Consider the following 18,440-nt stretch of genomic DNA (forward strand, 5'->3'; position numbering starts at 1 on the left):
CTTCCTCTGCTATGGTTTCCTTCCTGACCTCTTTTTTAGTGGCCGTTGGCCTACTGCAAGGCCCAGCGGCTCCCAAGCCCGCGCAAGCTGCCCCGGCTGCGGCGCCCGCGCCGGCTGGTCCCATTCTGTGGTCGGCAGACCGTCGGCTCACCGTGGCCGACTTCCAGAGCCGCCCCAAGCCTTACGAGAAGCTGGCCGCCCTCACCACCACCGACATTAAAGCAGGAGCCGCCTGCCGCGATTTTGTGTTCTCGGGCACCGTAAAGGCGACTTTTGACCCCAGCGCTTCCTGGTTTCGGGACCCCAAGAACTACACGCCCCAGCTCCTGCGCCACGAGCAGCTGCATTTTGACCTGACGGAGGTCTACGCCCGTTTGCTGCGCCAAAAGCTGGTGGTGTTTCAAGCTAAGGTCGACTGTGCCAAACTGCAGCCGGCCTTTAACAACCTCACCAAAGGCATCTATGCCGAGTGGGACCGGGAGCAGAACCGCTACGATGCCGAAACCAACCACGGCCTCAACGCCGTGCGCCAGGACTATTGGGAAAAGCAAACGCAGGTCAGGCTGGCGCAGCTTGAGGCGTTTGCCTTGCCTGCCCAGTAAGGCAGCTGCTAGCCCTACTTTCGCCTACCTATGCTTATTCCCTCGCTGACCTGGGCTGAATTCGAACACGTGGACCTGCGCGTGGGCACCATTCTGGAGGCGCGACCTTTTCCCGAAGCCCGGCGCCCGGCCTATCAGCTTTTGGTCGATTTTGGCCCCGAAATCGGCCGGAAAAAATCGAGTGCGCAAATCACCCACCACTACACGCCCGAAGCCCTGGTGGGCCGCCAGGTGCTGGCCGTGGTCAACTTCCCGCCCAAGCAAATTGGGAAATTCCGCTCCGAAGTGCTGGTGACCGGTTTTGCCGACGCCGACGGGCACATTGTGCTGGCCAGCGTGGCTGGCCCCGTGCCCAACGGCAGCCGCCTGGTTTAGCGCGCTAGCGGAGTAGCGGCAGGAAGAGCGGGCTTGGAAGTGGAATCAGGAGCGGGGGTAACCACCCGCGCTTTTTTGACGGCGGCTGAATCCAGCTTTTGCTCCCGCCGGCCCAGCGTGTCGATTACCGCTTTGTATATCTCGTCCAGGTCCTTGCCGTGGATGCCGTAGTAGCGGTAGCTGCGCTGGAAAGCCGAGTCCGTGACCTGGGTTTGCATGAGCAGTTTTTTGTGCTCGGCCAAGAACAGGGCCCGGGACGAATCGGGCTGGAGGCGGCTGCTTTCCACGCGGGCTTCGAGCACGTGCAGGTCGGCGAGCAGGCGTATCATCTTCTCCCGCGGGATTAAGTCGGCGGGCTGGGGCGCCTCCTCGGGGCGCTGGCAGGCGGGCAAAGCCAGCAGCAGCGGGGCCAGCACCAGCCCCAGACAATGACGAAAGAATGATTTCACAGCCGCAAAGTTAGTCCCAAGCCGTAGCTTCGCCTGCATGAACCCCTCCGTGCCTTCGGCCCTCACCGCCCTGGTGCGCCGCCTGCGCCACCTCGAAATTCGCATCCGCAAGGCGGTGGAGGCCCAGCTGCAGGGCGATTTCCACTCCGTGTTCAAGGGCACGGGCCTGGAGGCCGACGATGTGCGCCTCTACCAGTACGGCGATGAGGTGCGGGCCATCGACTGGGCCGTATCGAGCAAGGGCCACGGCACCTTTGTGAAAACCTACCGGGAAGAGAAAGAGCAGCAGGTGTTGGTGCTGCTCGACGTGAGCGGCTCGCTGGACGTTAGTGACGGCCAGCGCCGCAAGCTGGACGTGGGCCGCGACATTGCCGGCCTATTGGCCCTCTCGGCCGCCCGGCAGGGCTCGGCGCTGGGTTTGTTTGCTTTTTCCGACCAGAAGGAAATGTATTTGCCCCCCGGCAAGGGGCCCCGCGCGGCGTACGCCCTCATTCAGCGGCTTTTTGCGCTGGAGCCAGTGTCGCGCCGCACGGGCGTGGGCGCGGGCATTAAGCAGGCCTTGGGCCTGCTCAAGCGCCGCACGCTGGTGGTGCTGATATCGGACTTCATCGACGGCAGCTACGAGCGCGAGCTGACCATGCTCGCCCAGCGCCACGACCTGATTGTGGTGCAGCTGCTGGCTCCGCGCGAGCGTGACTTTCCGGCCCTGGGCATCATTCCCCTGCGCGATTCTGAGACCGGGCAGCTGCGTTGGGTTAATACCTCTTCAGCCGGCTTTCGGGCGCAGGTGCAAGCCACCGCCGATGCCCAGGAGGCCCAGCTGGTCAATATTTGCCGCCGTACCCGCACCGGGTTTGTGGCTCTGAGCACCGAAGGCGACTTCGTGCCCCAGCTGGTCAATCTGTTTCGTCACCGCCAGCAGTCCGGCCGCCGTGGGTAAGCGCAGCGCAAGTACCCGCTTGGCCGGCTGCCTGGCCCTGAGCCTGCTTTTGAGCAGCGGCGCGGCCGCGCAATCGGGCCTGCCGGCTGCACCACAAGGACGTTTCTTGAAATCGACAGTCCTAGTTGGCGAGCCTATAGACTACGAGCTGCGCTACGACCACGCCCCCGACCTGGAGGTGGTATTCCCGGATTCGGTGGCGGCCTTTGCGCCTTTTGAGTACACGGGCAAAACGTTTTTTCCAACCCGCACGCGCAATGGCCGCAGCCTCGACCGCACCATCTACCACCTGCGCACCTTCCGCCTCGACTCGGTGCAAACGCTGGCCTTGCCCGTGATGGTGCTGCGGGGCCGCGATACGCTCCGCGTGGCGCCGGCGCCCAGCCGGGTGCGCCTGCTGCGCACGGCCCCGCCACAGCCGGCCGGCGCCCTGCCCGAACTGCGGCAAAACCTGGCGCTAGTGCCCGTAGAGCCCGTTTTCAATTACCCGTATTGGCTGGCTGGCGGCGTGGGAGTGCTGCTGCTGCTGGCGGGGGGCGCCACGTTGTTTCGGCGGCGCCTCACGCGGCGCTACCAGTCGTATAAGCGGCGCAAAAACCACGGGTACTTTCTGGCGCAGTTTGCCCGGCACGTCGAGCGGTTTGACTTGTCGCGGTCGGCCACCAACGTGGAGCGGGCCGTAGCGCTCTGGAAAAACTACCTCGCCGGTCTCGAAAACAGCGAGCTTAGCTCCTTCACTACCCGCGAGATTGTGGCTTACTTTGAAAACGACGTGGACGTGCGCAAAGCCCTCAGCGCCACCGACAAAGTGATTTACGGCAACTTGCAAACCGAAGATGCCAAGGAGGTTGACCGCGCCTTTCAGCGCCTGCGCGGGTTTGCCGAGCGCCGCTATGCTTCGGTAACCCAATGAGCAGGCCGCGCGGTCGCCTGCAACTGGCCGATGCGGCCCTAGTGGCCCGGCGCTGCTCATTGGGGCGTGTGCGTTCGCTCACAGCTCACGGCCCAACCCTACCTTCGCGGTTGCTTTGAACGACTTTTTTAACCTTCTGCGCTATTCTACGCTGGCCAGCTATCAGTGGCAAGAGCCGCGGTTGCTGCTGCTTATTGTGGCGGTGCCGCTGCTGTTTGTGCTGCGCTGGGTGCTGGCGCGGCGGCGGGCCCAGGTAGTGGTGGCGTTTGGTCCCGGAGCCGCGCCGCGCGATTGGGTTGCGGCCCTGCGCTTTCTGCCCGATGTGGTGCTGGGCCTGGCGCTCAGCTTTGCCATTGTGGCCCTGGCGCGCCCCCAGCGCACCGACGAGCGGGTGGAGCAATCCGGCCGCGGCATCGACTTGGTGCTGGCCATCGACGTGTCGGGCTCCATGGAAATTCAGGACCTGCTGCCCAACCGCCTGGAAGCGGCCAAGCGCATTGCCACCGATTTTGTCAATTCCCGCGCCGGCGACCGGCTGGCCCTGGTGGCCTTTGCCGGCGAGGCCTACTCGCTGGCCCCGCTCACTACCGACTACGACCTGCTGCGCGAGCACTTGGCCAGCCTCCGCTTCGGCATGATGAAGCAGGACGGCACCGCCATTGGCACGGCCTTGGGCGTGGCCACCAACCGGCTGCGCGAGTCCACGGCCCGTTCGCGGGTTTGCATTCTGCTTTCGGACGGCGAAAGCAACGCCGGCAGCCTCGACCCCCAGCTGGCCGCCCAGCTGGCCCACGCCTACGGCATCCGCATCTACACCATCGGGCTGGGGCAAGACGGTTTCGTGCCCTACGGCAAGGACGCGCAAGGCCGCCCCCGCTACGTGCAAACCCGCCTCGACGAAACCACCATGCGGCAGCTCGCCGCCGCGGCCGACGGGCAGTTTTTCCGGGCTACCGACACGGCCGGTTTGCGCGAAGTTTTCAAGCAAATAAATCAGCTCGAAAAATCGGAAATCAAGCAGCTGCGCTACCGCAATACCAAGGATTTATACCTGCCCTACCTCTGGCTTTCCATCGGCCTGTGGTTGCTTTGGCTGGTACTGAAAAGCTCCTTCATGAGCAATCCGCTGGAAGACTGAAAATCATCTAACAATTCACAATTATCATTTAACATCATTGCCATTAGTGATTTGATAATGAAGTTGATTGTCGACTCAATGACCCTCTAAAAAGAGATTGTTAAATGATAATTGTTACCTGTTAAATAAAGAACATGTCTATTGCTGATAATATCCACCGCATCGAGCAGGAGCTCGCGGGCACAACGGCCCGCTTAGTAGTCGTCACCAAAACGCACCCGGTCGAGAAGCTGGAGGAAGCCTATGCGGCCGGTGCTCGCATTTTTGGCGAAAACCGCCCCCAGGAAATGGCCGCCAAGCAGCCCCAACTGCCGGCCGATGTGGAGTGGCACCTCATCGGCCAGCTTCAAACCAACAAGGTGAAGCTGCTGGCGCCCTTCGTGCACACCGTGCAAAGCATCGACAGCCTCAAGCTGCTGCGCGAGCTGGACAAACACGCGGCTGCCAACGACCGCCTCATCAACGGCCTGCTGCAGTTTCACATCGCCCAGGAAGAAAACAAATCGGGCCTGTCGCTGGGCGAAGCCGAAGAAATTCTGGCCTCAGAAGAGTTCCAGCAACTCCGGCACGTGCGCCTGACCGGCGTGATGGGCGTGGCCACCTTCACCTCCGACGAAGCCCAGCTGCGCCAGGAGTTTCAGCAGCTGCGCGGCTATTTCGAGCAGCTGAAAACCACCTATTTTGCCAACCAGCCTGGCTTCCGCGAAATTTCCATGGGCATGAGCGGCGATTATGCCCTGGCCGTGGCCGAAGGCAGCACCTTGGTGCGGGTGGGCAGCGCCATCTTCGGCAGCCGCGGCTAGCGGCGTGCCAGGAGCCGGAGCCCGCTGGCCCAGTGGCGTAACGGGAGAAATTCTCCTATCTTTCCTCCATCCGCTGCTTCTTGCTTATGCCCACTGCCGCTTCCGCTACGTCGCCTCCGCCAGCCATTCAGGCGAATCAGCACATTTACGACGACTATTTCCGGGAGGAATTTACCCAAACGCTGGACGAGAACATCCTGCAGCTGTTGGACCGCGTGTGGTTTCGCTCCAAGCTGGTAGGCTTCGAAAATTACCCGCAGCGCAACAACCCCGACCGGCCGCTGATTTTCGCGTCCAATCACTCGGGCATGGCGTTTCCCTGGGACGCCATCGTGGCCTTGTCGCACTTGTGGCGGCATCTCATAAAAGACGGCGTACTGCACGATTTGCCCCGGCCGCTCTCGGCCCCGCTGCTCTCCCAAACGGCCCTCATGAACCCCTACCTGGTAAAGGAGTTTTGGAAAAAATGCGGCTGCGTGGATGCCACCACGCTCAATTTCGAGACCATGATGTACTATCAGGACCACAACCTGATGCTGTACCCCGAGGGGGTGCCTGGCATCGGCAAGGGGTTCAACCGCAAGTACCAGTTTCAGCGCCTGGCCACCAGCATGGTGCGGCTCAGCCTGCAGCACGGCACCGACATCGTGCCCTTCTACACCATCAACGCCGAATACCTCAATCCCTACGCGTATTCCTGGGACTGGATTAACAAATACACCAAGAAAATAGGCATCCCTTTTTTGCCCATTACGCTGCTGCTGCTGCTGGTAATTATCCAGCCCTGGGCATTTTACCTGGCCCTGCCCGCCAAGCTCACCTTTGTGATGGGCACCCGCATTCGGCCCTCCGAGCTGACCACCAAAAAGCCCGAAGAACACACCCGCGAGGATTACGCCGAGTTGTCGGAGCAAATCCGGCAGAAAATGCAGGTAGAGATGGATGCCGCCGTGGCCGCCCACGGCCAAAGCCCTTACGAGTGGCGCGAGCTGTGGCAGCGTATCAAAGAGAACTGGCGCTTCTTCCCATTCTTCCTGCCCTTTGCCTGGCCGGCCGTGTTCACCGAGTTCGAGCGCCTTTACGTGAAGGAAGGCCGCCGCAATTTTCGGATGCAGCTCGACCGCCCCGGGGCCTGGTTGCGTATGTTGTGGCGTAACCCCATTACCCTTGCTTATTTCATTCCTTTGCTAGGCTGGATTCCGCTGGCCATCAAAGGATACCGCGGCAATAAGCTGGGCCAAAAACCCTAAGCCGCATGTTCGAAAGACAATAGTCGAACGTCATGCCGAGCGCAGCGAGGCATGACTTCATTTGCTGCTATCGTCTTTGCCCTCCCTGCTCTCCCTCCCGCATTAATCCCACCCGATGCCCTCGTTTCAGCACTTGCTGCTCAAGCAGCTATTAACCGCGGCTGCGTCGCCGTTGGCGCGTCGCAAGCCTAGTGTAGCCGCCATGCGCGCAGCTATGGAAGCCGGCGCGTTGTTCCAGTTTATGCCTTGGCACGTGCACCTGGAAAGCCTGAAAGTGGACAATCGATTGGAAGCCGAGTGGCTGCGGCCCCGCGGCGCCCACCCCACGCGGGTGCTGCTGTACCTGCACGGCGGCGGCTACGTGCTGGGCTCCCTGAACACCCACCGCAGCATGGTGGGCAGCCTGGCCCAGCGCTGTGGTCTCAACGCTCTCACCATCAATTACCGCAAGGCACCCGACCACCCGTTTCCGGCCGCCCTCGACGATGCCAAGCGCGCCTACCGCTGGCTGCTGCGCCAAGGCCACCGAGCCCACGATATTGTGGTGGCCGGCGACTCAGCCGGCGGTGGCCTGGCCCTGGCCTTGCTGCTGGCCCTGCGCGACGCTGGCGACATGATGCCCGCCGCGGCCGTCGGCCTTTCGCCCTGGACCGACCTGAACCTGCCCATGACGGCCCTGCGCCGCGTGGCCCGCGAAGAAGGCCTCCTGCTCGAAGCCCTGCAAATGCGCACCTGGGGCCCGCTCTACGCCCGCAAAACGCCCCTTATTCACCCGCTGCTCTCGCCTGCCCAAGCCGATTTGCACGGGCTACCACCACTCCTCATCCAGGTTTCCAGCGCCGAAGTGCTGTATGAAGACGTGCTCAAGTTCGTTGACAAAGCCCGGGCTGCTGGTAGCAAAGTCACGCTGCAACCCTTTGAAGGCCTGGTGCATTGGTGGCACCTGTTTTGGCGCGTGGTGCCAGAAGCCCGGCAGGCCCTCGACCAGGTAGCCAGCTTTGTAGAGCAGCTGTGGGAAAGTGCCGCCGCAGTACCGGTGGATTTGCCGGTGGTTGAGCGCCGTCGCACCGTGGAGCGTCGCCGGGCAGCTTGATTTTGACTCCCTTCGGATGGTAATTTTGTGCGGGAGGGGGGCGCTATTGGGGTTCTGCGTAGGGTGCAGAGTGGGGGAATTAGAAAAATTATTCCTGATTTTGAGGAATTAAGGCTACTTTTCTGAAAATGCGGCGTACACAGTTCAACTATATTGGATAGTGTTCGTAGGTTTGCAACGAAAATAGTCGGCTTGCATACTAAATTCGTGCGGCAAGGGCTTTTACTTCAACTACTTCCCTGCTTTCATTTTTCACCTCAACCCTTTCCTTACCATGGAAGATTTATTCAAAAAGTTCGTTAATGCTGGCGTTGGCTACATTGCCCAGGGCAGCAAGTCAGTACAAGCCACCATCGAGAAGTTGGTGAAAGACAACAAGATGACCCAGGAAGAGGGCAAAAAGATTGTTGACGACTTGATGAAGAGCGGCGAAAGCAAGCGGACAGAGCTCGAAAAGCAGTTTCAGGGCCTCACCGAGCGCGTGAAAAGCACCGTTGGTTTGGGCGATTCCAAAACGAAAAGCAGCTCGCGCACGGCCTCGGCCAAGTCGGGCGCCAGCAAGTCGAGCGCCAAGCCGGCCAGCAGCGCCACCAGCAAAGCCGCTGGTGCCACCAAGAAAGCTGCCGATAAAGTGAGCTCTGCGGCCGGCACGGCCCAAAAATCAGCCGCCGCCAAAGCTGGCGCTGCCAAGAAGCCCGCTGCTCCCAAGAAGCCTGCCGCGGCACCTGCCCCCGCTGCCGACAAGGAGTAGGCGTGTAGCTTGCTAACCCAATTCGAAAGCCCCGTTTGCGTGAAGTAAGCGGGGCTTTTGTGGCTTGAAAAGGGGTAAGGCTGGGAAGGGAAGGTTCTTCAGGAAATACAAAACAGTAAATTCGCTCATTCTCAACCGGGCCTCGCCATCTGATGCCGCGCCATAGCACTACTTTCACTGCCGATGTTTAAAAACACGATTTCTAACCTCACCCGCATTCGGCAGGTGGCTGAGGTGCTGCTGCGCTACGGGTTTGAGGACGTGGTGACCACCACGCCGCTGCGGCGGCTGGTGAGCCAAAGCCGCCGGCTGAGCTGGCAGCGCTCCGACCGCCAGGTGTTTGAAACCACGCGTTGGGAGCGGGTGCGCCTCATTATTGAGGAGCTGGGCCCCACGTTCATCAAGCTGGCCCAGGCCATGAGCAACCGGGCCGACCTGCTCCCCCAGGCCCTGATTGATGAGTTTGAAAAGCTGCAAAGCAACGTGCCGCCGTTCGACGTGGCCATTGCGCGCCAGATTATTGAGCAAGAGCTGGGCCGCCCGATTACGGAGGTATTCAGCGAGTTCGACGACACCACGCTGGGCTCGGCCAGCATCGGGCAGGTACACCGCGCCCGGCTGCTGACTGGCGAGGAAGTGGTGGTGAAGGTGCAGCGCCCCGGCGTGCGCGAAAAAGTGCGCTCCGACTTGGCCCTGCTGCACGAACTGGTACGCCTCACGGCCGGCTTCCTGCAAAAGCAGGGCCTCGCCAATCCGCAGGACATTGTGGATGCCTTTGAGCGCAGCATGAGTAAGGAGCTGGACTACACCGCCGAAGCGCGCTCGATGGAGCAGTTTCGCAAGCTGTACGAAGACTACACCACGTTCTACATCCCGAAGCCGTTTCGGGAACTGAGCAGCGAGCGCATTCTGGTGATTGAGTTTGTGAGCGGCTGCAAAATCACCGACAAGGCCCAGCTGCTGGACTGGGGGCTCAACCCGGAGACCGTGGCCGAAACGGGCATGGACATCTACCTGACGCAGATTTTTGAGTTTGGGATTTTCCACGCCGACCCGCACCCCGGCAACGTGCTGGTGCAGCCCGATGGCACGGTGGTGCTTATCGATTTCGGCATGGTGGGGCGCCTCACCAAGCAGCAGAAATACGCCTTTGCGGGCGTGTTTATTGGCATGGCGCGGCAGGATGCGCGCAACATGGCGCTCAACTTCCGGCGGCTGGCCCTCACGGCCGAGATTCCGGACATGCGCATGTTCGAGTCGGACCTGAGCCAGCTGATTGAGGACTTTGCCACCCTCGACGTGAAGGAGATGAGCATGAGCGACCTCGCCGACGCCCTGCAAACCGTCATTTATAACTACAAGCTGCAGGTGCCGGGGGCAGTGTTCCTCATCCTAAGGGCGCTGGTGATTCTGGAGGGCATCGGCAAGGTACTGCACCCTCGTTTCAACACGTTTGAGTTTGTGCGGCCCTACGGCGCTAAGATTATCCGCGAACAGTATTCGAAGCAAAACCTGCTGCTGGAAGCCGAATACACCGGCACCCAGCTGCTGGCCCTGCTGCAAACCCTGCCGTCGGACGTGCGTCAGATTGTGCGCAAAATCAGCAAAGGCGAGCTGCGGCTCAAGTTTGAGCTGGTGGGCTACAACATGCTCATGCGCAAGGCCGACCAGCTAGTGAGCCGCACCATTCTGGCGCTGTTGTGCGTGGGCGGGCTCATTTTTTCTGGCCTGTCGCTGTTGGGCCGCTACTCGCCCGCCATGCCCTACCGGCGCGGCGTGCCCGAAATAACCTGGTGGAGCCTGGGAGCCACGGGCTTTTTGCTGCTAGTGCTGCTGCTGCTGGGCACCGGCCGCCGGGAAAAGGAGAAAGGGTAGGGGAAAGCACAGACTTAATATAGCTAAATCAATAATTTGGGAGAGCAGCATTGTAGCCGAGCTTAAGCGGCCCGAACTTTGCGGCGTGGGGTCGTATTTCTGCTCTACTTGCCGTTGAATGCCCATTTTGTTGCGCTCCCGATTACTACTGGTCCTGTTCGGCTGCTTGATGGGCGTTTGTCCTCGCCTGGCCCTTGCCCAGGCCAACGCCGATGGCCCGGTGCTGCTGCGAGATGCTACCCTGAAAACCGACACCGCCACCTACTCGCTGACCCGCAACAAAGTAGACGTGCAGGGTGTGCCGACGATGTCGTTCTGGTATCGGCGCGACGATGAAACCGTGGAACTGCGCCTGTACCCGATTGCAGGGGCCCGCAATGCTGCCTTGCGCCTGCGGCGCAACCCTGATTATTTGCAGCTTGACTCGTTGACTAAGGAAGAAGACGGCGCTTTGCGAACGCGGTTGAAGTTTAAGAATTTGACGACCAGCGGCTTTCTGCGGTTGGTAGTGGAGCAGGCTTCCGACTCGGTGGGGCGCGAGCCGCGCCGGCAAGTAGTGCCTTTGCTGCCGCTGTCGCGCACCACGGTGGCGTTGCGCGCGGCTGAGAACGAACTATTTGTGGGCGAGGAAAAGGTGTTTGAGCTAACCAGCTCGAATGCGCGCAACGTGCACGCCACCGGCGAGTGGGTGCGAGGGGCCGAATTTGACTACCGCCTCGTGAGCGAAGCCAACGGCATGCTCCGCCTGCACGTGCTGCCCCATCAGCTGGGGGTGCGCACGCTGTTGGTAAAGCTGCAAACCGAGCGGCCCACGCTGGCACCCGGTGGGCGCCTGAGCTACCAGCTGCCCGTGCTGCGTCAGGACTTTAACGTGAAGGGCAGCCGCCTGCGGTTTCTGTCGCCCGATAAGCGCAGCGTGACCATGGACGAGGCCAGCCGCCGCAAGGGAGTGGAGCTGATTCTGGACAACGGCCGCAGCTTCGACCTGCACCGGACCTACCGCGTGGAGGAGCAGGAAGAGCCGGGTGGAACGCTCGTGGCCGAAATATATACGCGCCAGTACCTCAGCAACGACCGGGTGCTGTGCTACCTGCGCCCCTACAACACCCACCGCCAGACCGAGGGCTACCTCTACATCAAGGAAAACGACGTTGCCCGCTACGTCACCAACCTCGACATTACGCCCCAAACCGTGGTGCGCAGCGTGCAGGTGCTGCACCGAGGCGGCGACTGGACCTCCTCGCTCAACGTGAGCCCCGGCGAAATAGTGGACGTGCGCCTAGAGGGCGAAGGCCTGCAAAAGGCGCGTTTATTTTTCGAAGACTTGCCCATCATTCCCTCCGATTCCACGGTGCGCACCGATGCGCGGCTCGTGTACCGCGTGCAGATACCAGTGAGCTTCGCGAAGCGCAAAAGCATTATTTATAACGGCAGTCAGCCCACCGGCTACTCGCTCACGGTGAAGGAGTTTCAGCGGCCTCACCCGCTGGATTTTGTATCGGTACTGTATGGGGAGGCCGCCCGCACCATCACGCGGCTCGATGGCCCGGTACTGCACGACGGCACTATCCGCGACGTGGTGTTTCAGTTCAACCCGGAGGGCATTGACAAAGGCGAGCAGTTCTATGGCAAGCAATTCCTGAGCTTCGAAATCCGGACCCTCAACAGCAAAGGGGAGCTAATGGAGATGCGCAACGTGGAAAACGTAGTAATCTGCCCCGGCGAAAACTCGCCCCGATTTGCTTTCTACGCCGACAAGCAGTGCCGCACCGACCCCTTGAGCATCAACTCCTTGCTGGGCCGCAAAACCTACGACTTTGATGACTGGAGCCGTATTGTAGTGACTGTGAAGCACCAGGCTGCTCAATACAGCGAGCCCGGCTACACCCAAACCGTGGAGGTGGTGCTCAAGCGCCGCTACAAGTTTGACATTGACGTCAGCTTTCCGGCGGGCCTGCTCACCCGGCGTGAGGGCCAGGAGGGCTACGGCAACTTCGGCGGTATTTCGCTGGCCACCCTGGCGCAGCTGAGCTTCTACAGCCCCGACAAAATCAACCGCCTGCGCCCCTACAAAATCGGCGCCGGGTTCGTGGCCCTCAACGCCTTTAACCTCAGCCAGAACAGCACCAGCGAGCGCGACTTGGGCATTGTGATTTTGGGCTCGGTGTACCCCACGCGGCGCGATGCCAAGTTTACGTTTCCGCTTTATCTGGGCGGGGGGCGGCTGCTGGGGGCTGGCAAGTGGTTTTACCTGCTGGGGCCAGGCGTGGGGGTACGGCTGTAGCGCGCAAGGTTCCGCAAAGTTTAAAAAGGAAAGTCCCGCAAAGTTTATCTCTGCGGGACTTTCCTTTTTAAACTTTGCGGAACCTTGCGCGCTACTTCAGCTGCATGTCCGCAATGATGGCCTGAATTTTCTCCTGCGCCAGGCGCGTCGCCAAGTCAAAATCCACTGCCGATTTCATCGGCTGCTTCACGCTAAAGTAGAACTTGATTTTGGGCTCGGTGCCGCTGGGGCGGGCTGAAATCTTGCTGCCGTCTTCGGTGATGAACTGGAGCACGTTGGAGCTTTCCAGGCCGGTTTCGGTTGCGATGCCGGTATGCAGGTCGTGGATGCGGCCGGTTTTGTAGTCGCGGATTTCCACCACTTGCAGGCCGGCGATGGTGGCGGGCGGGTTGGCGCGGAGGCCGGCCATCATTTCCTGAATTTCTTCGGCGCCGCGCTGGCCTTTTTTGGTGAGGGAAATCAGGTCCTCGACGTAGAGGCCGTAGTGGGCATACATCTGCACCATTTCCTGGTAGAGGGTGCGGCCTTGGTCTTTGGCCACAGCGGCCATCTCGGCAATCAGGGCGCAGGCCGACACGGCGTCTTTGTCGCGCACGAAGTCGCCGATGAGGAAGCCGTAGCTTTCTTCGCCACCACCTATGTACTTCTCCTGGCCTTCCAGGTCGCGGATGAGGCCGGCGATGTACTTGAAGCCGGTGAGGGTCTGGTAGCTTTTGACATTGTGCTGGCGGGCAATGTCGCCGAGGATTTCGCTCGTTACGATGGTGTAAACGATAAAATCCTGGGGCGTGGACTGGCCGGCGCGGTGGCGGGCACTCAATAGGTAGTAGGTGAGCAGGGCCGCGGTTTGGTTGCCGTTGAGCAGCACCCATTCGCCTTTGTCGTTTTTCACGCCCACGCCCACGCGGTCGGCGTCGGGGTCGGTGGCCAGCACGATGTCGGCATCCTGGACCTGCGCTTGGTCGAGGGCCAGCTGCATGGCGCTTTTCTCCTCGGGGTTGGGCGATTGCACGGTAGGGAAGTTGCCATTGGGCGTGGCCTGGGCCTCCACAATGCTCACGTTGCTGAAGCCGAACTCGCGCAAAAGGCCGGGCACCAGCGTGATGCCGGAGCCGTGAATCGGCGTGTACACAATCTTCAAATCGTGCTGGCGCTGAATGGCGGCCGGGTCGATGCTGAGTTGCCGGGCCTGCGCAAAATAGAGGGCATCTACGTCAGCGCCCACGCTGATGATTTTCGACGGGTCGGCCTCAAATTTTACTTCGCCAACGCTGGTGATTTTGTTTACTTCGGTGATGATGTTTTTGTCGTGCGGCGCCACTACCTGCGCGCCGTCGTTCCAATACACTTTATAGCCGTTGTATTCCTTGGGGTTGTGCGAGGCCGTTATCACGCAGCCGCTCTGGCACCCAAGCTCGCGAATGGCAAACGACAACTCGGGCGTAGGCCGCAGGGCGTCGAACAAGTAAACGGTGATGCCGTTGGCCGAGAAAATGCCAGCGGCAATCTGCGCAAATTCGGCGCTGTTGTTGCGGCTGTCGTGGGCGATGGCCACTTTAATATCCTGTCCGGGAAAGCTCTGAATCAGATAATTGCACAAGCCCTGTGTGGCCATGCCCAGCGTGTAGCGGTTCATCCGATTGGAGCCCGGGCCCATGATGCCGCGCAGGCCGCCCGTACCAAATTCGAGGGTGCGGTAGAAGGCATCGGTGAGCTGGTCGTCCTGCCCGCTGGTTTGCAGCTCGCGGATGGCAGCTTGCGTGTCGGCGTCGTAATCGGGGGTGAGCCAGGTGTTGATGGTTTGCTGGATTTCGGGGGTAAGGGCCATGAGAAAGAAAAAGGGTGTTGGAGAACCGAAGTACGGGCGTAAAGAAAAGAAGATTGCAAAAAACGGCTACAAAGCGCCAGAGTTGTGGGCGCTGCCTTCTGCCACGGTGCCGGGGAGCGGCTTAGCTACTGAATTTCAATTTTTCGCGAAAAAGCCCCGGCCGATGATTCTACGCGCAGCAGGTATAAGCCGGCCGCCAGGTGGGCCACTGGTAGTTCCCGGCTGCGGCTGCCCGCTGGCAGGCTGGCCACCGCCACCGTGCGGCCCCTGGCATCCTGCAGCTGCAAGCGCAGCTCGCCGGTGCTGGCCGTGGGCCGCTCGATGCGCAGAAACTGGTGCGCGGGGTTGGGCGAAATCTGGAAGCCCGCCGCCTCAGCGGTCGCGGCTGCCGTGACGACAATTGGGGCGAGCCAGCTGCTGGTGTTGAGCTCATACAGCCGCTGCGGCACCGTAACGATGCCGGTCAGCCGCTCATTCGACACAAACACGCGGTGGCGGTCTACGAAGCACAGGCCTTCGGCCTGGCCGATGAGCAAGGCGCTGGGCAGCTCAATGCGGCGCTTGTTGCCCTGGAAATACTGCGTGTTTCGAAAGTTGGACAGCAGCCAGAGGAAGGTGGCGCCGGTGCTCAGGTTGTAGCCTAGTAAGGCTGCCGCTGTGCCAGTAGGGTTGAGGTCGGCGGCCGTGATGAGGCCGTTCACGGCAAACGTGGCCTTGAGGCGAGCTACGTGGGTGCCGGGCTCGGCCGGGATAGTATAGTACTTAGTGCGTAAATCAGCCCAGTTTTTGGTGAACAGATGCAGCGAGTCGTTGGCGTAGAAGAAGGCTTCGCAATCGAAATTGTGGTTGTTGGTGCCGGGGCTGAAATTGGTTTGGTCGGGGTAGCTAAACGCAATGGCTTCGGCGGCCACCGTTTCGGTAGCGCCCGGCCCGATGGCAGATTTGCGCACCCTCAGCACCCGCAAATCGCGCCGGTTTCCGTTGTTATTGCCCACGTCGCCAATGTATAGGTACTGGGCATCGGCCGCTATGTCTTCCCAGTCCACATTGCCGAAGTTGCTGATGCTCACTTGCTGCAGCACGTTGCCGGTGGTAGAATCTACTTTGAACAGGATGGGCTGGTTGCCGCTGTCGTTGAAGGTCCACAGGCTCTGGCTGGAGTATTGCAGGCCCGAGCTTTCGGGCACGGCGCTGGCCAGTGGCGTTTTAAGGGGCAAGGCGGCGCTGGTAACTGCGTATTGGCAGGAGCCATCGTTGATGATGGCGGCGGGGTTGTAGTTGGTGGCACGCGGGTCGGGGCAGCCGGATTGCGCACGGGCCGGGCTGAAGCCTGCCACAAAGGCCAGGAGGAGCAGGAAATGAGTAGCTGTTTTCAACATGCCAAACAAAAAAAGTGCATCCTGCTGAGTGGAGCTGAACAGCAATCTGTTATAAAAAAAGCACCTCTCCCGTTTCGCCTGTCATCCTGAGCTTGCGAAGGACCTTCTCACGATAGAACAGTCGTTCAGACGTGAAAAGATGCTTCCTTCGTCAGCATGACAGGCGAAACGGGAGAGGTGCTTTGGCGCCGTTCAGCAAGGCGTGCCGGGGCTTCCTCTTAAACTGGCAACGCTACAGGTTGCCGCGCAGGGCCTGCTCGCGCTCAATGCTCTCAAACAATGCCTTGAAGTTGCCTTTGCCGAAGCTCTTGGCGCCTTTGCGCTGAATGATTTCGTAGAACACGGTGGGCCGGTCTTCGACGGGCTTCGTGAAAATCTGGAGCAGGTAGCCTTCCTCGTCGCGGTCCACGAGCAGGTTCAGTTCCTTAATGGAAGCGAGGTCCTCGTCGATGGCACCGATGCGGTCGAGCAGGTCGTCGTAATAAGTGCCGGGCACCGAGAGGAACTCCACGCCGCGGCGGCGCAGCTCAGTCACGGTGCTGCGTATGTCGTTGGTGGCAATGGCAATGTGCTGCACGCCGGGCGAGTGGTAGTAGTCGAGGTATTCCTCAATCTGCGACTTTTTCTTGCCTTCGGCGGGCTCGTTGATGGGGAACTTCACGTAGCCGTTGCCGTTGCTCACCACCTTGCTCATCAAGGCTGAATATTCGGTGCTGATGTCTTCGTCGTCGAAGGTGAGCAGAAGCTTGAAGCCCATTACGTCCTCGTAGAACTTCACCCAGGTATTCATTTCGCCCCAGCCCACGTTGCCTACGCAGTGGTCCACGTGCAGCAAACCCACTGGGTTGCCTTGTGGCACAGCGCTGGATTTGGCCACGAAGCCCGGCATGAAGGGGCCCGTGTAGTTGGTGCGCTCCACGAAGGTGTGAACGCTCTCGCCGTAGGTGTAGATGCCGGCCAGCGTGACGGAGCCATGCTCGTCCTCAATAGTATAGGGCTCGAAGGCCACGCGGGCGCCGCGCTTGGTGGTTTCCTCGAAGGACTTGCGGGCGTCGTCGACCCACAGGGCCATCACCTTCACGCCGTCGCCGTGCTGGGCCACGTGGCGCGTAATGTCGGAGTCGGGCAGGAGGGAGGTGGTGAGTACCAGCCGGATTTTGCCCTGCTGCAATACGTAGCTGGCGCGGTCGCGCAGGCCGGTTTCGGGGCCGGCGTAGGCCACCAGCTCATACCCAAATGCCGCCTGGTAGTAGTAGGCCGACTGTTTGGCATTGCCGACGTAGAACTCAACGAAGTCAGTGCCTTTCAGCGGAAGGAAGTCCTGGGCGGGTTGGGCCAGCACTTCGGGCGAGGTCATGGTTTGCATGGGTGGGAAGGGGAGAATTACGGTGGAGATTGGTTGGGGTAAAATTACGGGTTCCGGCAGAATTCAGCCGGTGCTAAAAAAAATGATAGGCGGCCGCGGCGCGTGTTTAGTAATTCATTCCCATTTTTGTGCCCAATCATCTGCCTTAGCGCCCCATGAATACCGAAGAATTGAACCGCGCCCTCGTGGCCCTGATTGAAAAGAAAGCCGAGCTGCACACCCTCACGTACGACGACGCGCGCTACGACGACGTGGAGGAAGCCCTGCACGACCTGGAAGACGACTTCAACGACGAGTACGGCGACTTCCTGGAGTCAGCGCTCGACAAGGTGCACACCGACCTGAAATCGGACACCGACGTGCTGCTTCCCACGGCCTACCTGCCCAGCACGCCCGGCTCCACGCCCTCGCCCAAAGAAGGCGTTTGGGTTGATTCGGAGAAGTACCCCGGCAAAGAAGCTCGTATTACGCTTATACCCAATCCCGTGCGCATCATGCTTACCGTAGGCAAGCAGGTGCAGCAGGAACTGTGGAAAGCGTAGGAAAAAGCTTCATACAAACAGCACACCGCTGTAGCAATTAAGAACGTCATGCCGAGCGCAGCCGAGGCATCTCGCTTGTGGTAGTAACTCAATCGATTGGATTACTACTCACTCCACGCGAGATGCCTCGGCTCCGCTCGGCATGACGTTCTTTCCTTTCCGTTCTTTTCTATTCAAATACTATGCTCTACCGCATTGCCGAAGCTGCCGACTGGCACCATGCGCAGCAAACCGGTTTCTTCACCAGTGCCGACCTCGCGGCCGACGGTTTCCTGCACTCTTCGGAGCCACACCAGATTCTGGAAACAGCTCGCCGGTACTATGCCGGGCGGGCTGATTTATTCTTGCTGGAATGGGACGAGGAAGTTCTCGCGGCGAACAATGTGCGGGTGGAGCGGGAGTGGGTGGCTTCCCGCAACGAAGCCTTTGCCCACGTGTTCGGGCCAGTGCCGTTGGCGGCTGTGCGCCGCACGTGGCCCTTTGCCGCGGATGCGAAGGGCACCTTTTGCTTGCCGCCTGCTTTGTCGGGTAGCGGAGCGGCGGAGTGACGTTTTGCGGGCGTTATACTCGTCGCGGAGAGGAATGCGAACGGTGTAGAGATGCGAACCAGCGAGCCTCGGCGGTGGACCATGCCGAAACGGCGCGGCCCCGGAGACGCGATAGGTTATATTTTTTACATCAGCCACCAATTTTTCACATTCCTCTTCGCGGCTAGTATGGTACGCATTTTGTGATGAGCAAAAGAGGGTTGGGAGTCTCGATAATATAAAAATTGGATTAAAAAGCTAACCCGGACCGGGCCGGGTAGTTGGCTGTGGCTTCCAGCATCAATCAGGCACTGCTTTGCCCAAC

The 18,440-nt window shown here is 60.4% G+C and carries 17 protein-coding genes; 13 read left to right on the forward strand and 4 right to left on the reverse strand.

The window, feature by feature from the left end:
- Positions 1-11: 11 nt before the first annotated feature.
- Positions 12-602, forward strand: coding sequence for a DUF922 domain-containing protein (locus BMZ66_RS00745; RefSeq protein WP_177204535.1), 591 nt, complete (start codon positions 12-14; stop codon positions 600-602).
- Positions 603-632: 30 nt separating this feature from the next.
- Positions 633-977: a tRNA-binding protein gene (locus BMZ66_RS00750; protein ID WP_092668098.1), complete on the forward strand. Its 345-nt coding sequence runs from the start codon at positions 633-635 to the stop codon at positions 975-977.
- Here the strand turns inward: BMZ66_RS00750 and BMZ66_RS00755 are convergent.
- On the reverse strand, positions 974-1,426 hold the full coding sequence (locus BMZ66_RS00755; RefSeq protein WP_177204536.1) for a DUF4296 domain-containing protein: 453 nt from the start codon (positions 1,424-1,426) through the stop codon (positions 974-976). The genes BMZ66_RS00750 and BMZ66_RS00755 overlap by 4 nt on opposite strands.
- Before the next feature lie 37 nt (positions 1,427-1,463).
- On the opposite strand from BMZ66_RS00755, the gene BMZ66_RS00760 reads away from it, so the two are divergent.
- The 9 genes from BMZ66_RS00760 to BMZ66_RS00800 all read left to right on the forward strand — a co-directional run bounded on the left by BMZ66_RS00760 (position 1,464) and on the right by BMZ66_RS00800 (position 12,473).
- The gene (locus tag BMZ66_RS00760; RefSeq protein ID WP_092668099.1) at positions 1,464-2,366 is read left to right on the forward strand and encodes a DUF58 domain-containing protein; all 903 of its coding nucleotides are present in this window, start codon (positions 1,464-1,466) and stop codon (positions 2,364-2,366) included.
- A gap of 106 nt (positions 2,367-2,472) precedes the next feature.
- The gene (locus tag BMZ66_RS00765) at positions 2,473-3,279 is read left to right on the forward strand and encodes a hypothetical protein (RefSeq protein ID WP_143079997.1); all 807 of its coding nucleotides are present in this window, start codon (positions 2,473-2,475) and stop codon (positions 3,277-3,279) included.
- 115 nt (positions 3,280-3,394) lie between these two features.
- Positions 3,395-4,417, forward strand: coding sequence for a vWA domain-containing protein (locus BMZ66_RS00770; protein WP_092668101.1), 1,023 nt, complete (start codon positions 3,395-3,397; stop codon positions 4,415-4,417).
- Between the two features lie 134 nt (positions 4,418-4,551).
- Positions 4,552-5,220 (forward strand): YggS family pyridoxal phosphate-dependent enzyme, encoded by a 669-nt coding sequence (locus BMZ66_RS00775; protein WP_092668102.1) that lies wholly within the window; start codon positions 4,552-4,554, stop codon positions 5,218-5,220.
- A gap of 86 nt (positions 5,221-5,306) precedes the next feature.
- Complete coding sequence (locus BMZ66_RS00780) at positions 5,307-6,470, forward strand: lysophospholipid acyltransferase family protein (protein ID WP_092668103.1); 1,164 nt, start codon at positions 5,307-5,309, stop codon at positions 6,468-6,470.
- Positions 6,471-6,585: 115 nt separating this feature from the next.
- Positions 6,586-7,563 (forward strand): alpha/beta hydrolase, encoded by a 978-nt coding sequence (locus BMZ66_RS00785; RefSeq protein ID WP_092668104.1) that lies wholly within the window; start codon positions 6,586-6,588, stop codon positions 7,561-7,563.
- Between the two features lie 274 nt (positions 7,564-7,837).
- Positions 7,838-8,314 (forward strand): phasin family protein, encoded by a 477-nt coding sequence (locus BMZ66_RS00790; protein WP_092668105.1) that lies wholly within the window; start codon positions 7,838-7,840, stop codon positions 8,312-8,314.
- Positions 8,315-8,497: 183 nt separating this feature from the next.
- Positions 8,498-10,189 (forward strand): ABC1 kinase family protein, encoded by a 1,692-nt coding sequence (locus BMZ66_RS00795; RefSeq protein ID WP_092668106.1) that lies wholly within the window; start codon positions 8,498-8,500, stop codon positions 10,187-10,189.
- Between the two features lie 118 nt (positions 10,190-10,307).
- On the forward strand, positions 10,308-12,473 hold the full coding sequence (locus BMZ66_RS00800; RefSeq protein ID WP_143079998.1) for a hypothetical protein: 2,166 nt from the start codon (positions 10,308-10,310) through the stop codon (positions 12,471-12,473).
- A 91-nt stretch (positions 12,474-12,564) separates the two neighbouring features.
- On the opposite strand, the gene BMZ66_RS00805 is transcribed toward BMZ66_RS00800, so the two are convergent.
- From BMZ66_RS00805 to hppD, 3 genes are all read right to left on the reverse strand, one after another.
- On the reverse strand, positions 12,565-14,301 hold the full coding sequence (locus tag BMZ66_RS00805) for a phospho-sugar mutase (protein WP_092668108.1): 1,737 nt from the start codon (positions 14,299-14,301) through the stop codon (positions 12,565-12,567).
- A gap of 125 nt (positions 14,302-14,426) precedes the next feature.
- Positions 14,427-15,680: a T9SS type A sorting domain-containing protein gene (locus BMZ66_RS00810; RefSeq protein ID WP_143079999.1), complete on the reverse strand. Its 1,254-nt coding sequence runs from the start codon at positions 15,678-15,680 to the stop codon at positions 14,427-14,429.
- 232 nt (positions 15,681-15,912) lie between these two features.
- Positions 15,913-17,046 (reverse strand): 4-hydroxyphenylpyruvate dioxygenase, encoded by a 1,134-nt coding sequence (gene hppD / locus BMZ66_RS00815; protein ID WP_092668110.1) that lies wholly within the window; start codon positions 17,044-17,046, stop codon positions 15,913-15,915.
- A 155-nt stretch (positions 17,047-17,201) separates the two neighbouring features.
- Here hppD and BMZ66_RS00820 point away from each other — a divergent pair, with 155 nt between their 5' ends.
- The gene (locus BMZ66_RS00820) at positions 17,202-17,588 is read left to right on the forward strand and encodes a hypothetical protein (protein ID WP_092668111.1); all 387 of its coding nucleotides are present in this window, start codon (positions 17,202-17,204) and stop codon (positions 17,586-17,588) included.
- Positions 17,589-17,770: 182 nt separating this feature from the next.
- Positions 17,771-18,136: a DUF952 domain-containing protein gene (locus tag BMZ66_RS00825; protein WP_092668112.1), complete on the forward strand. Its 366-nt coding sequence runs from the start codon at positions 17,771-17,773 to the stop codon at positions 18,134-18,136.
- The last annotated feature ends 304 nt before the right edge of the window (positions 18,137-18,440 follow it).

The organism is Hymenobacter arizonensis, assembly GCF_900115775.1.
GTDB classification, from domain to species: Bacteria; Bacteroidota; Bacteroidia; order Cytophagales; family Hymenobacteraceae; genus Hymenobacter; species Hymenobacter arizonensis.

Bases quoted from the DNA above. Each gene is read 5' to 3' on its own strand.
- BMZ66_RS00800 (WP_143079998.1), top strand. From the start codon at position 10,308: ATGCCCATTTTGTTGCGCTCCCGATTACTACTGGTCCTGTTCGGCTGC.
- BMZ66_RS00805 (WP_092668108.1), bottom strand. From the start codon at position 14,301: ATGGCCCTTACCCCCGAAATCCAGCAAACCATCAACACCTGGCTCACC.
- BMZ66_RS00785 (WP_092668104.1), top strand. From the start codon at position 6,586: ATGCCCTCGTTTCAGCACTTGCTGCTCAAGCAGCTATTAACCGCGGCT.
- BMZ66_RS00780 (WP_092668103.1), top strand. From the start codon at position 5,307: ATGCCCACTGCCGCTTCCGCTACGTCGCCTCCGCCAGCCATTCAGGCG.
- BMZ66_RS00790 (WP_092668105.1), top strand. From the start codon at position 7,838: ATGGAAGATTTATTCAAAAAGTTCGTTAATGCTGGCGTTGGCTACATT.
- BMZ66_RS00825 (WP_092668112.1), top strand. From the start codon at position 17,771: ATGCTCTACCGCATTGCCGAAGCTGCCGACTGGCACCATGCGCAGCAA.
- BMZ66_RS00745 (WP_177204535.1), top strand. From the start codon at position 12: ATGGTTTCCTTCCTGACCTCTTTTTTAGTGGCCGTTGGCCTACTGCAA.
- hppD (WP_092668110.1), bottom strand. From the start codon at position 17,046: ATGCAAACCATGACCTCGCCCGAAGTGCTGGCCCAACCCGCCCAGGAC.
- BMZ66_RS00795 (WP_092668106.1), top strand. From the start codon at position 8,498: ATGTTTAAAAACACGATTTCTAACCTCACCCGCATTCGGCAGGTGGCT.
- BMZ66_RS00750 (WP_092668098.1), top strand. From the start codon at position 633: ATGCTTATTCCCTCGCTGACCTGGGCTGAATTCGAACACGTGGACCTG.
- BMZ66_RS00775 (WP_092668102.1), top strand. From the start codon at position 4,552: ATGTCTATTGCTGATAATATCCACCGCATCGAGCAGGAGCTCGCGGGC.
- BMZ66_RS00810 (WP_143079999.1), bottom strand. From the start codon at position 15,680: ATGTTGAAAACAGCTACTCATTTCCTGCTCCTCCTGGCCTTTGTGGCA.
- BMZ66_RS00820 (WP_092668111.1), top strand. From the start codon at position 17,202: ATGAATACCGAAGAATTGAACCGCGCCCTCGTGGCCCTGATTGAAAAG.
- BMZ66_RS00760 (WP_092668099.1), top strand. From the start codon at position 1,464: ATGAACCCCTCCGTGCCTTCGGCCCTCACCGCCCTGGTGCGCCGCCTG.